The sequence below is a fragment of the Streptomyces sp. NPDC058877 genome (assembly GCF_042742855.1).
Classification (GTDB): Bacteria; Actinomycetota; Actinomycetes; order Streptomycetales; family Streptomycetaceae; genus Streptomyces.
In genome coordinates this window covers 1-12,595 of record NZ_JBHYMF010000072.1, presented here as the reverse complement: position 1 = coordinate 12,595, position 12,595 = coordinate 1, and the positions used below count along the sequence as shown (strand labels likewise).

Sequence of the window (12,595 nt, the reverse complement as noted above, 5' to 3'; positions counted from 1 at the left end):
GTGAAGCTGGATTCGATGTACCAGGACGTCATCCTGGACCACTACAAGCACCCGCACGGGCGCGGTCTTCGGGACGGCGACGCCGAGGTGCACCACGTCAACCCGACCTGCGGGGACGAGATCACGCTCCGCGTGAAGTACGACGGCACCCGCATCGCGGACGTGTCGTACGAGGGCCAGGGCTGCTCCATCAGCCAGGCCTCGGCCTCCGTGCTCAACGAGTTGCTCGTCGGCAAGGAGCTGGCCGAGGCGCAGAAGATCCAGGGCACCTTCCTGGAGCTGATGCAGTCGAAGGGCCAGATCGAGCCCGACGACGCGATGGAGGAGGTCCTGGAGGACGCGGTCGCGTTCGCCGGGGTCTCCAAGTACCCGGCCCGTGTGAAGTGCGCGCTGCTCAGCTGGATGGCGTGGAAGGACGCGACGGCCCAGGTGCTGGGCGACGCGGAGAGGAAGTCGGCATGACCGAGAACGCCGAGGCCACGATGAAGCCGGCCTCCGAGGAAGAGGTCCGCGAGGCGCTGTACGACGTCGTCGACCCCGAGCTGGGCATCGACGTGGTCAACCTGGGCCTGATCTACGGCATCCACATCGACGACTCCAACGTCGCGACGCTGGACATGACCCTGACGTCGGCGGCCTGTCCGCTGACCGACGTGATCGAGGACCAGGCGAAGTCCGCGACGGACGGCATCGTCAATGAGCTGAAGATCAACTGGGTCTGGATGCCGCCGTGGGGTCCGGACAAGATCACGGACGACGGTCGCGAGCAGCTCCGCGCGCTCGGCTTCAACGTCTGACCGACGCCGTACGCGAAGAAGGGCCGCACCCCATCGGGGAGCGGCCCTTCTCGTGTGACCGCCCGTGGTTCAGGGAGCCTGCGCGGCCGCTGCCAGGGTCGGGGCCAGGTTCTCCTTGCGGATGCGCTGGTCGACGTAGAGGAGGCCGGAGACGAGGGGCTGGAAGGGGGCCGCGAAGGCCTGGACGAGGAGCTGGGCGACCACCAGGACCGCCAGGAGGCCGCCGATGAGGCCGAAGACCTCGCCCGGTGTCGGGTGCTGCCCGAAGTTCACCGTGGACATGGGGAAGACGCCCAGCTGGGCGATCACCTGCTGGAGCATGCCGCTGACGATGCCCACCATCAGGCCGGTGGCGATGGTGCAGCCGAAGATCCGCCACCAGGATCCCTTGACGAGGACGGCGGAGCGGCGCAGGGAGGCCACCGCTCCCCGGCCCTCGATGACGGCGACCGCCGGGGCGAGACTGAACTTGATCATGATCCACAGGGCCAGCGGAACCATCGCGACGGCCATGAGGAAGAACAGCAGGCCGGTGATCGCGATGCCGACGCCGCTGTCGGCGTGGTCGCCGACGGAGGCCGCGACCCCGACGAGCACGCCCGTCATCAGGGCGGAGAAGCCGATGAGGAACAACAACATCGCGATGATCGCGGCCAGCATCGTCAGGACCACCGCGCCGACCACCGCACCGAGCCGGGACCAGGCGCGCCGCCAGGCGGTGGCGAAGGTGATCGGGCGGCCGAGCACCGCCTCCTGGAGCACGGCCGGGACGGCCGCGTGGACCAGCCCGGTGCAGATCACGTAGCTGGCCGTGGCGAAGAGCCAGAGGCAGGCGAAGGCCACGATGAGGGGCTGGAAGTCGGCGAAGACCGGGTCCTGGTCCTCGGGCAGGTCGAAGAGCCACTGGACGTCGGCGCCGACCACGCCCCAGGCGGCCAACGCCGCCAAGCCGATGAGCACGAGGGCGGAGGCGTAGGCGGTGACGGCGACGCCGAGCAGCGGCTTCCAGTACCGGCCGTACGTGGTGAAGGCGGCGGTCAGGATGTCGCCGAAGCCCAGCGGCGCCAAGGGTATGACGCCGGGCTTCGGGGGCGGGGGCGGCGGATAGCCGTAACCATGGGGCGGACCTGGGAAGTACGTCATGCGGGACACCGTATCGAGCCGTTCTGTGTACGCCCGTACGCAAGATTGTGTACGCTCGTACGCATGGGTTACGGACTGCTGGCGGGCGCCATCGTGGCGGAGATACTCGCCACCACCTCGATGAAGTACAGCGAGGGCTTCACCAGATTCTGGCCCTCGCTCGTCACCGGCGCCGGCTACCTCATCGCCTTCGCCCTCCTGGCCCAAGCCCTCAAGACCCTCCAGGTCGGCACGGCCTACGCCATCTGGTCCGGAGTCGGCACCGCTGCCGTCGCCGCGATCGGCTTCCTCTTCCTCGGCGAGAGCCTCAACCCCGCCAAGATCGCCGGGATCGTCCTCATCATCGCCGGGGTCGCCGTCCTCAACCTCGGTGGAGCACACTGATGGCACGGGCCCGGCGGTACGACCCCGAGCGCCGCGAGCGGATCGTCGACGCCGCGCTCGCCGTGGTCGGACGCGCCGGGATCGACGGCCTGAGCCATCGCACGGTGGCCGCCGAAGCCGATGTTCCGCTCGGCTCCACCACCTACCACTTCGCCTCCCTCGACGAACTCCTCGTCGCGGCGCTCCGCAAGGCCAACGAGGGCTTCGGGCGGCTGCTCCACGGCGACGCCGCCCTCACCGACCCGGACACCGGCCTCGCCGCCGCGCTCGCCCGACTCCTGGGCGAGTGGCTGGGCGGCGAACGCGCCCGCGTGGAGCTGGAGTACGAGCTCTACCTCGCAGCCCTCCGCCGCCCCGCCCTGCGTCCGGTCGCCGCGGAGTGGACCGAGTCCGTCGCCGCGGCCCTGGCCCACCGCACCGACCCCGTCACCGCCCGCGCCCTGGCCGCGCTCATGGACGGCATCTGCCTCCAGGTCCTCCTCGCCGGCGACGACTACGACGAGGAGTACGCGCGCGGGATCCTGGCCCGGCTGTCGGGCGAGGAGCCCGCCCCTCCGGCCCCGTCGTCCTGAAGGAAGGCCCCAAACGGCCGTCCGGGACTTCGTCAGAACCGCCCACGCGCCCGACCGACACCTGAGACCGGTTGGCCCGGGCGGGGGCCCGACCGTTAGGTTTTCCGTCATGACCACTGCTCCTCGCACCACCGGCGCCGTCGCAGCCGGCCTCGCCACCATCGCCGGCGACGGCACCGTTCTCGACACCTGGTTCCCCGCCCCCGAGCTGACCGACGCCCCCGGCCCCGCCGGTACCCAGCGACTCACCCCCGACGAGGCCGCGAACGCCCTCGGTGAGGGCGCCGCCAAGGCCCTCGGCGTGGACGCCCGCAGGGGCGTCGAGGTGGTCGCCGTCCGTACGGTCATCGCCTCGCTCGACGAGAAGCCGCTCGACGCCCACGACGCCTACCTGCGCCTGCACCTGCTCAGTCACCGTCTGGTCAAGCCGCACGGCCAGAGCCTGGACGGCGTCTTCGGGCTGCTCGCCAACGTCGCCTGGACCTCGCTCGGCCCGGTCGCCGTCGACGACATCGAGAAGGTCCGGCTCAACGCCCGTGCCGAGGGGCTGCACCTCCAGGTCACGTCGATCGACAAGTTCCCGCGGATGACCGACTACGTCGTGCCCGCCGGGGTCCGCATCGCCGACGCCGATCGCGTCCGCCTGGGCGCCCACCTCGCCGCCGGCACCACGGTCATGCACGAGGGCTTCGTCAACTTCAACGCCGGTACCCTCGGCACCTCCATGGTCGAGGGGCGCATCTCCGCCGGCGTCGTCGTCGGCAACGGCTCTGACATCGGCGGTGGCGCCTCCACCATGGGCACCCTCTCCGGTGGCGGCAACGTCGTCATCTCGATCGGAGAGCGCTGCCTGATCGGCGCCGAGGCGGGCGTCGGCATCGCCCTCGGCGACGAGTGCGTCGTCGAGGCCGGTCTGTACGTCACCGCCGGCACCCGGGTCACCATGCCCGACGGCCAGATCGTGAAGGCCCGCGAGCTCTCCGGCGCCTCGAACATCCTCTTCCGCCGCAACTCGGTCACCGGCGCCGTCGAGGCCCGCCCGAACAACGCGGTCTGGGGCGGGCTGAACGACATCCTGCACAGCCACAACTGATGTCGGGCGGCCGTGACCTGCGGCTGCCTGCCCGATCGCGGCTCTGACCCGCTGCCGTGCTGCCGGTGGTCGTCGACGTGATCACCTTCGAGCGCCCTCCCACGGTCCCAGGACGGCCCGGGAGGGCGCTCCCGCGCGAGCACTGCGTGAAGGTGACGGCCGTCTCGACCGGCCCGGTGCCGACGGCGGACCCGGCGAAGCTCGGGCAGCCGCACGGGCCAAGGCCGAGGAACCGGCCGGCCGTTGACGATCTCGTGGGAGGGGGGCGACGAACCGGGGTGGTGGACGGGAGCCGTCACGACGGGCCCCGCAGGGCCGGCCCTGCGCCCTGCTGCTGGCTGACGGGCCCCGTCCGTTCCGGCGAGGGCGGTCGTCGTGCTCCCCTCCCGGTCCCCCGCGGGGGCATCGAGGGCTACGCCCCCACCAGGGCGCCGTGCGCCGCCCGCAGTGCAGCGACCGTCTCCCGGTCGGCGGGCTGCAACGGCTCCCGCACCGGGCCGTCGAGGAGCGCCTTGGCGGTCACCGTGCCCGGGAGCCCCGAGGCCATCATCAGCTCGGCCAGGGGCAGGAGCCGGGCGTGGGCCCGGGCGGCGCCCTCGGTGTCGCCGGCGTCGAAGGCGTCGAGGACCGCACGCATGTGACGGGGCGCCACGTTCGCCACCGTGCTGATGTAGCCGGCGCCGCCCACCGCGTACAGCGGTAGGTTCAGCTCCTCGGAGCCCGAGTAGTACGCGAGTCCCGTCTCCGCGATCAACCGGGCCGAGGCGAGCAGGTCGTATGAGCAGTCCTTCACCCCCACGATCCGCGGGTGTTCGGCGAGCCGTCGCAGTGTGGCGGGTTCGACGCGGGTGCCGGTGCGGCCCGGAATGTCGTAGACCACCACCGGCAGTTCGGTCGCGTCCGCGAGCTTCAGGAAGTGTGCCTCGACGGCGGCTTGGGGCGGCTGGCTGTAGTACGGGGTGACGACGAGCAGCCCGTCCGCCCCCGCCTCCTCCGCCTGTCGGGCGAGTCGTGTGCTGTGCCGAGTGTCGGCGGTGCCGACGCCGGCGAGGAGCGAGGGACTCGGCCCGACGGCCTCGCGGACGGTCCTGATGAGCGCGGCCTTCTCCGCGTCCGTGGTGGTCGGGGACTCACCCGTGGTGCCGTTGAGGACCAGGCCCTCGCAGCCTTCTGCGAGGAGGCGGACGGCGAGGTCCCCGGCCGCACCGAGGTCGAGTTCCCCGGTGGAGTCGAACGGGGTGACCATCGCGCAGAGGGCGCGACCGAAGGGGCGCGGGGAGCTGGTTCCGGAAGCAGTGCTCATTCCGGAAGTCTGGAGGGAACGGACGGTGAAGGTCTACTTAGATCTTCTTGGTTCAAAGCATAAGGAGAAGTGAAGGGTCCGGTGCGGCCGGCGGCCGGCCCCCGTCGGAGGCGGTCGGTCGGCCTCCTGCCGGGTCTGCCGCCAGGGGGAGCTCAGAGCGCCAGCTTGAAGCCGTCGTGGCTGCGGATGAAGCCCAGTGAGGCGTAGAAGCGGTGGGCGTTCGTCCGCTTCTTGTTGCTGGTGAGCTGAACGAGCGTGCAGCCGCGTTCCTCCGCACGTGCCATGGCCCGCTCCATCAACTCCCGGCCGAGTCCACCGCCCCTCCGGTCGGCCCTGATGCGCACCGCCTCGATCAGGGCCCGCTCGGCGCCGCCCCTGCCGAGGCCCGGGACGTACGTGATCTGGAGGCACCCCAGGACGAGTGTGTCCTCCATCAGGACCAGCACCTCGTTGCGCGGATCGGCTTCGATGTCGGCGAAGGCCCGCTCGTGCGCCTCTCCCACGGTGACCGACGCGGGGTCCAGGACCTCGTCCTCGTCGGCGAGCAGGGCGAGGACGGCGGGCAGTTCGGCGCGGGTGGCGGAGCGAAGGATCATGGTGCGGAGTTTCCCACGGAAGGCGTCCTTGACCTCAAGCTTGCTTGAAGGAGGACGGTGGATCCACCGCACCGGATCGATCCCGGCGTAGGAGCCCCTCCGCATGAACTCCGCAGCCCGCCCCGATGCCCGCCCCGCCCCCTACCGTCCGGCCGTCGGTGCCATCCTGGCCAGCACCTGGCGCGTCGGCACCGCCGCCCGGCAGCGGGCCGCGGTCGAGGCCATCCGGAGCATCTGGGAGAAGCGCGACTGGCCCGACCCGAGGCCGCTCTCGTACGGCGTCCACGCCGGGACGGACGAGGACACGCTCCTGCACCGCCCCGATGCGCCGGAGTGCCGTCCTCGGCGAGGACGGTGTCGGAAACGGTGCCCGGAGCCGTCGCCGTCGTCGAGGTCGACTTCGAGGGGCCGGACGCCGGCCGGCGGAACGCCTGGGCGGACGCGGCGCTCGCCGCACTGGCCGGCGACGACGGGCCCGTTCGGTGCGTGGCGGGATCGGTGCGCACTTCCACCCGTCCGTGGACGGCACCCGCGTCCTGGTCTTCACCGAGGAGGGAGGGCGCGTCGGCCCACGCCGCGCGGGAGGCCGTGCACGCCCCGCTCGACGAGTCCTGGCAGCGGTCGTTCCGCCGTCCCGGGCCGGTCGGCAGCCGGGTGCGCCGGTACGTGCCCGCGCTGAGCCTCGACGCGGGCGCGTGACCGGGCACCGGCTCCTCGGTTACGGGCGGAAGCGCAGGACCTGCGGGTCGTGGTCGCTGTTCTGGTCGGCGAACTCCGCGTTGATGTGGACGCTGTCGTAGCTGAAGTGGTGGACGCCGGGGCTGGTCAGGATCTGGTCGAGGACCTGGCTGTTGCCCTGGTACACGTACGAGTAGCGCTCGCTGCGCGGCAGCGTCTTCACGGCCGGGTAGAGCACGCCGCCGTCGGTCAGCGCCTGCGTCGTCCCGGAGAACTCGAAGTCGTTGATGTCGCCGAGGACCAGGACGTCGGCCTGCTTGTCGACCGCGACGATGTCCTTGACGAAGGCGTTGACGGCCTGGGCCTGGAGCAGTCGCTGCGTCTCGGAGGAGCGGCTCGGCGGCTGGTGGTGGGAGACGATGGACTCGTCGCCGCCCTTCGAGGCGAAGTGGTTGGCGATCACGAAGACCGTCCGGCCGCGGAAGACGAACTCGCCCGCGAGCGGCTTGCGGCTGTCCTCCCAGGCGGCGTTCGCCGGGTCGATGCGGCCGGGGGAGAGGGTCAGCGCGGGGCGGCCCTTCGTCCCCGTCACCGCGGTGCCGGTGGTCGCGTCGCCGCCCGCACGGTCGGTGAAGGAGACCCGCTCGGGGTTGAAGAGGAAGACCTGACGGATATTGCCGCCGGGCTGACCGCCGTCCTTGTTGTTCTCCGGGTCGACCGCGCGCCACTCGTAGGCCGGGCCGCCGGCCGCCACGATCGCGTCCGTGAACTTCTCCACGGTCACGTCGGCGGCGACCGTGCCGTCGTTCTTGGCGCCGTTGTTGTCCTGGATCTCCTCCAGGGCGACGATGTCCGGCGAGGAGAGGTTCTCGACGACCGCCTTCGCGAGTGCGTCGAACTTCTCCTGCGGGTCCGTCGGGTCGAGGTTCTCGACGTTGTAGGTCGCCACGGCCAGTTCGTTCTTGTGCTGCTTGGCCGTGGTCTCGCGCTTCAGGCCGCGGTCGGCGACCGTGCCGAGGGTGCGCGCGGCCAGTGTGTAGCCGCCGAACTGGTTGAAGTCGAGCGGGCCCTCGGTGGGGCCGCTCAGTCGGTCACCGACGTTCGCCACGGGGAACGGTTGCTGGGCCAGCGGGGTCAGCGACTGGACCTTGAGCCGGCCGGTGTTCTGGGACTCGTACGAGCCGTAGACCGTGCCGCCGCGCCAGTTGGGGTTCTCCCAGGGCTTCACCGTCACCCAGAGCTCCGCGTACGCGTTGCTGGCGCCGACCACGCGCGAGGGGCCGATCCGGACGTTGGTGCCTTCCAGGGACTCGTAGTAGTCCAGGGCGTACCGCTCGGGGTCCAGGGTCAGGCCGTTGATCGAGCCGCCCGCGGCCGGGTCGCCCTCGGGGGCGTACGCATCGGGCACCGACCAGCCGGAGATCGTCACGGGGGCCGGGACCGGGTTGTCCTGCGAGACCACGGTGATGACGGGCCTCGAAATCTGGGTGAGCGACTGGTTCCCCGACTTCAGGCCGCCGGGGACGTACTCGGTGACCGTGCCGTTCACGCTGAGGGCGTCGCCGACGGAGACGGTGGGGACGGAACCGGTGTAGACGAAGATGCCCTCGCTGGTGGCGGGGTTCGCGTCGGCCTCGGGGTCCTGCATCCAGAATCCGCGCGAGCCGTAGGCGCGGACACCGGTCACGATGCCGGTGACGCCGGTGACCTGCTTGCCGACGAGGGGCGAAACGCGCGTCGTGCCCTGGATGTCGTGGATGCGGACGCCGGCGGCGTCCTCGGCGGCGGCGCTGGACGAACCCGCGAGCAGGCCGGCGGCGAGGGCGGAGGCGACGACGGCGGAGACCGCGGCGAATCTCGGTATGGAGGAAGACATCAAGAGGCTCCGAGGGTGCTTGGAGGATCGGCAGATGAATCTACGCGCGTCAATCTCTTTGCAGAGAGGTGCACTTGTCAAGGGTCGACGGGTGTACGAAGGCTGACGGCTCCGTGAATCGACGGACGGAGTGCCGGATGCGTCTACGCTGAGGACGGCTCTCCGAGCCCCCTTCACCTTTTGCTTCGTACGCGTCGAGGAGACACATCCGATGTCAGAGCACCCCACCCTTCCCCCCGTTCGGCTGCGTGCGGACGCGGAACTGGCGCGGGATGCCCTGGCCGCCCCCCTCCTTTCCCACGCGGTGCGGCTAGCACGCTGGGCCGGGCCCGAAACCCGGGTCGACGCGGGCGGCGAACTCGTCGACGAACAGCTTCCCGAGGCCGTCGAGGTCCTGGGCCTCACCGATGACGAGGACGGCGAGATCTGGGCCGGTGACGCCTGGCGGCTCGCCGTCGACACCGGCCTCGTCGCCGTCGTGGACGGGCAGGAGGGCGAGGAGGCCGACGTTCCCGGGCGGGCCGGCCCCGGCGAGAACCTCCCCCTGGTCACGGGCGGTTCGCCCCAGGACGTCCTCGGGCTCTGGTTGGACGGGTTCGACGTGGTCTTCGCCGACGCCGTCGCGCCCGTCATCGACGACCTGGACGCGATCGTCGGGGAGGACGGCGAGATCGACATCGAGGCGCTCGACTGGGACCCCGAGGCGGAGGCCGAGTTCTTGGAGGGGGTCCTCGGCAACCTCTACCTGCTGACCGTCAGCGAGGGCGGCCCCGGGGAGGGGCCCGTGCCGCTGCCCGCGCTCGCCGCCTCGATGGTCGTCCCCGAGGACATGGGCGAACCGACCGACGACGTCCTGGAGCAGGTCTCGGACGCGATGATGCGGCTCGACGAGCAGTTCCGGCTGCTCGAACCGATCGGACTCGTCGAGTACCAGCCGGTCGACGAGGCCCTGATGGCCGAAGAGGGCGAGGAGCCGGCGCCGCCCCTCGACGACGAGGACGTCACCCGCTACGGCATGGTCCGCCTCACTCCGCTCGGGCTCTACGGCGTCCGGGCCCGGATGTTGGAGGCCGGCGTGGACGCGCCCGCGGTCGGCGACCTGGCGGACAAGGGCGCGGACGTGCTCCTCGACGGGATCGCCGACTACCCGCAGGCCGCCGCCCGCGAGGAGACCGCCGCCTGGCTGGCCGGCCGTGGCACGCTCGACGCGGCCCGCGAACTGCTGCACGCCGCGCGCGGCGTCGACGCGGGTTCTCCGCTCCGTCGGCTCCACTGCCAGCAGACGCTGTCCCTGGTCGGTGCCGAGGCCGAGCCCGCCGTGCGGGAAGTCCTGGACGACGCCGAACTCGGCGGCCTCGCACGGGTCTGGCTCGCGGAGCACGGAGCGGCCGACGTGCCGGCGCCGCCGGAGTCGATGGTCTTCTGGCTCGCCGTCGACACGATCGCGGCCCAACTCGATGCGAACGGTGACCTGGAGGAGCTCCAGGAGCTGATCGAGGGGCTCACCGGACGGCACAGCGGCTTCTTCGAGACGGCCTGGCGGGTGGAACACCCGTCGACCGCCGAGGTCTTGGAGGCGATGGGCCGGTTGCACCGGGACAAGACGGTGGCCAAGGAAGCACGGAAGGCCGCCTTCAAGGCCCGCTCCTGTTCCGGCTCCTGAGACGGGGAGGGGGCTTTCGGCCTCGACGAGGCGACGGGCCCGCGAGGGGCCGGGGGAGCCTTCGGGGTACGGGTCCGGAGGGAGGGGCATCCCGCCGTTCCCGGAGCCGCTGGCAGCGGGCTGATCCGCCCGGTCCGGGGACCGGGCGGGGGAAAGGCCCCGCACGGGAGCACCGGCGCGTGACGCCCCGCCGGTGTTCCCGCGGAGTTCAGGCGGTGTTCGTGGAGGCGCGGGAGGGTGGCCCGCGAGATTCGGCCATCAAGGGAGATCCCACCACCATGCCGCTCAATCGCCGAGAGTTCACCAAGCAGTCCGCCGTCGCCGGCGCGGGCCTCGCCCTCACCGGCGTCGTCGGCGCACTCGCCACCGCGCCCGAGGCCCTCGCGTCCGACGAGCCGCAGGCGCACGGCCACGGCCACGGTCACGGCCACACGCTCGGGTACGGGCCGTTGGTCGCCGACCCCGACGGGATGCTGGCCCTGCCCGAGGGATTCACCTACCGCGTCATCACCCACAGCGGTGTGACCCGTCTGGAGTCCGGCGAGTTCACGCCCTCCAACCACGACGGCACGGCCGCCTTCGCCGGGCCGCGCGGCGCCACCTACCTGGTCAACAACCACGAGCTCAAGGGGCCCCGCAGCAGGTGGGAGCACCCCGTCCCGCTGACCGAGGGCCTCGTCTACGACCCGGCCGCGTCCGGCGGCTGCACGGTCGTCGAGGTGCACCGCGACGGCACCGTCGCGGAATGGGTCGGCATCGCCGGCACCTCCACCAACTGCGCCGGCGGTCGGACCCCTTGGGGCACCTGGCTGACCGGCGAGGAGACCGAGGACCTGGCCGGCAAGAACGGCATGACCAAGGACCACGGCTACGTCTTCGAGGTCGACCCGCGCGACGCCCGTGCCAACCGTGACCCGAAGCCGATCAAGGCCTTCGGCCGCTACGCCCACGAGGCCGTGGTGATCGACCCCAAGCGCGGCCACGCCTACCTCACCGAGGACGCGTCCGGCCCCAACGGACTGCTGTTCCGTTGGGTGCCGCCGCAGGGCTTCGAGCACGGGCGAGGGAAGCTCCGCACCCTGGCCGACGACGCCGGCGCGCTCCAGGCCTTCAAGTGCATCGACTCCTCGGGCCGCTTCGTCGACGACCTGTCCCGCGCCACGCGGATCGGCACCGTCTACGGCGTTGACTGGGTGGACGTCCCCGACCGCGACGCCCGCACCACCCCCATCCGCAAGCAGTTCGCGGACGGCGAGGTCACCCGGGCCCGCAAGCTGGAGGGGATGTGGTGGGCCGACGGCGGCGCCTACTTCGTCTCCTCCTTCGCGCGCGACGAGAGCCCCGGCGCCTCGCACGACGGCCAGGTCTGGTTCTACGACCCGAAGCGCCGCACCCTCACCCTCAAGGTGCTCCTCGGTGTGAACACCAACCCGGACGAGGACGGTGCCTTCGACGGCCCCGACAACATCACCGTCTCGCCGTACGGCGGGCTCGTCATCGCCGAGGACGGCGAAGGCGTCCAGCACCTCTTCGGAGCGACCGACTCGGGGCGCACGTACCCCATCGCCCGCAACGACCTCAACGACAGCGAGTTCACCGGCGTCGTCTTCTCGCCCGACGGCGACACGCTGTTCGCCAACATCCAGAACCCGGGGATCATGGTCGCGATCACCGGTCCCTGGCGGCGCCAGCCCCGCCGCTGAGGCCGAAATCGACCCTGGTCCGTCCATGGATTGACATTTAACATGTCAATCCATGGACGCACTGCGGCCCGTGGGCCGGAACCTGCTGCGTGACCGGGCCTACGAGGCGCTGCGCGAGGCCATCGTGCGAGGCGACCTCCAGCCCGGCGCCCCGCTCACGGACGCCGAGCTCGCCGATCGGCTGGGGCTCTCCCGCACCCCCGTGCGCGAGGCCCTGGCCCGACTCGGCGACGAGGGGCTCGTCGATTCCAAGCCGCAGAGTTACACCCGGGTCACCCGGCCGGTCAGCCGGATCGTCCGGGACGCCGCTTCGGTGGTGCGCGTGATGCACGAACTCGCCGCCAGGACCGGCGTGCCGCTGCTCAGCCCCGAGGGCATCCGGGCCATGCGCGAGGCGAACGAGCGCTTCGCTGCGGCCGTCCGCGCCTCCGACGTCGAAGCCGCGCTGGACGCCGACGACGAGCTCCACCAAGTGCTCGTCGTGGCCAGCGGCAATCACGCTGCCGCCGCCACGATCGCCCGCTACACCCCGCTGATCCGCCGTGTCGAGCGGCGGCTCTTCGGTGACGCCGGGAGCTGCGGATCGGTGAAGCTGCACGCCCAACTCATCGAGGCGTGCGCGGTGGGTGACCCGGAGGCCGCGGTACGGGTCACCAGGGAGATCTGGGCAGCGCTCGAGCGACTCGCCGACGAAGCGGTGGAGGTGGCCGACGTCACCGGCATCCCCGCACCCGTCGCCGAGGCCGGAGCGCCCGTGGTTCCGCCCGTTCCGTAGACCGTCCCGGAC

General features: G+C 71.6%; 14 protein-coding genes. 9 read left to right on the top strand and 5 right to left on the bottom strand.

Annotated features, from left to right (window positions below; all coding sequences use genetic code 11):
- Complete coding sequence (sufU, locus tag ACFW2Y_RS18465; RefSeq protein ID WP_384879960.1) at window positions 1-462, top strand: Fe-S cluster assembly sulfur transfer protein SufU; 462 nt, start codon at window positions 1-3, stop codon at window positions 460-462.
- The gene (locus ACFW2Y_RS18460) at window positions 459-797 is read left to right on the top strand and encodes a metal-sulfur cluster assembly factor (RefSeq protein WP_017238620.1); all 339 of its coding nucleotides are present in this window, start codon (window positions 459-461) and stop codon (window positions 795-797) included. Before sufU ends, ACFW2Y_RS18460 begins: the two co-directional genes overlap by 4 nt.
- Window positions 798-866: 69 nt before the next feature.
- Here ACFW2Y_RS18460 and ACFW2Y_RS18455 read toward each other — a convergent pair whose 3' ends face one another.
- On the bottom strand, window positions 867-1,940 hold the full coding sequence (locus ACFW2Y_RS18455) for an oxidoreductase (protein ID WP_384879956.1): 1,074 nt from the start codon (window positions 1,938-1,940) through the stop codon (window positions 867-869).
- A 63-nt stretch (window positions 1,941-2,003) separates the two neighbouring features.
- Here ACFW2Y_RS18455 and ACFW2Y_RS18450 point away from each other — a divergent pair, with 63 nt between their 5' ends.
- The 3 genes from ACFW2Y_RS18450 (at window position 2,004) to dapD (ending at window position 3,989) form a co-directional block, all read left to right on the top strand.
- Entirely contained in the window at window positions 2,004-2,324 is a 321-nt protein-coding gene (locus ACFW2Y_RS18450; RefSeq protein WP_384879953.1) for a DMT family transporter, read from the top strand.
- Window positions 2,324-2,896, top strand: coding sequence for a TetR/AcrR family transcriptional regulator (locus ACFW2Y_RS18445; RefSeq protein ID WP_384879951.1), 573 nt, complete (start codon window positions 2,324-2,326; stop codon window positions 2,894-2,896). Before ACFW2Y_RS18450 ends, ACFW2Y_RS18445 begins: the two co-directional genes overlap by 1 nt.
- Before the next feature lie 109 nt (window positions 2,897-3,005).
- Entirely contained in the window at window positions 3,006-3,989 is a 984-nt protein-coding gene (dapD, locus tag ACFW2Y_RS18440) for a 2,3,4,5-tetrahydropyridine-2,6-dicarboxylate N-succinyltransferase (protein WP_384879949.1), read from the top strand.
- A gap of 412 nt (window positions 3,990-4,401) precedes the next feature.
- Here the strand turns inward: dapD and dapA are convergent, their stop codons facing one another.
- The 3 genes from dapA to ACFW2Y_RS18425 form a co-directional block, all read right to left on the bottom strand.
- Window positions 4,402-5,292: a 4-hydroxy-tetrahydrodipicolinate synthase gene (gene dapA, locus ACFW2Y_RS18435; RefSeq protein WP_384879946.1), complete on the bottom strand. Its 891-nt coding sequence runs from the start codon at window positions 5,290-5,292 to the stop codon at window positions 4,402-4,404.
- A gap of 152 nt (window positions 5,293-5,444) precedes the next feature.
- Window positions 5,445-5,888, bottom strand: a complete 444-nt coding sequence (locus ACFW2Y_RS18430; RefSeq protein ID WP_384879944.1) for a GNAT family N-acetyltransferase — start codon at window positions 5,886-5,888, stop codon at window positions 5,445-5,447.
- Window positions 5,889-6,029: 141 nt separating this feature from the next.
- On the bottom strand, window positions 6,030-6,194 hold the full coding sequence (locus tag ACFW2Y_RS18425; RefSeq protein WP_384879941.1) for a hypothetical protein: 165 nt from the start codon (window positions 6,192-6,194) through the stop codon (window positions 6,030-6,032).
- A gap of 60 nt (window positions 6,195-6,254) precedes the next feature.
- Between ACFW2Y_RS18425 and ACFW2Y_RS18420 the strand changes: the two genes are divergently transcribed.
- Window positions 6,255-6,587, top strand: a complete 333-nt coding sequence (locus ACFW2Y_RS18420; RefSeq protein WP_384879939.1) for a hypothetical protein — start codon at window positions 6,255-6,257, stop codon at window positions 6,585-6,587.
- 19 nt (window positions 6,588-6,606) lie between these two features.
- On the opposite strand, the gene ACFW2Y_RS18415 is transcribed toward ACFW2Y_RS18420, so the two are convergent.
- Entirely contained in the window at window positions 6,607-8,442 is a 1,836-nt protein-coding gene (locus ACFW2Y_RS18415; RefSeq protein ID WP_384879937.1) for an endonuclease/exonuclease/phosphatase family protein, read from the bottom strand.
- 211 nt (window positions 8,443-8,653) lie between these two features.
- On the opposite strand from ACFW2Y_RS18415, the gene ACFW2Y_RS18410 reads away from it, so the two are divergent.
- The 3 genes from ACFW2Y_RS18410 (at window position 8,654) to ACFW2Y_RS18400 (ending at window position 12,583) form a co-directional block, all read left to right on the top strand.
- Window positions 8,654-10,105: a hypothetical protein gene (locus tag ACFW2Y_RS18410; protein ID WP_384879934.1), complete on the top strand. Its 1,452-nt coding sequence runs from the start codon at window positions 8,654-8,656 to the stop codon at window positions 10,103-10,105.
- Window positions 10,106-10,383: 278 nt separating this feature from the next.
- Entirely contained in the window at window positions 10,384-11,808 is a 1,425-nt protein-coding gene (locus tag ACFW2Y_RS18405; RefSeq protein ID WP_384879931.1) for an alkaline phosphatase PhoX, read from the top strand.
- 52 nt (window positions 11,809-11,860) lie between these two features.
- The gene (locus tag ACFW2Y_RS18400; RefSeq protein ID WP_384879928.1) at window positions 11,861-12,583 is read left to right on the top strand and encodes a GntR family transcriptional regulator; all 723 of its coding nucleotides are present in this window, start codon (window positions 11,861-11,863) and stop codon (window positions 12,581-12,583) included.
- Window positions 12,584-12,595 lie beyond the last annotated feature (12 nt).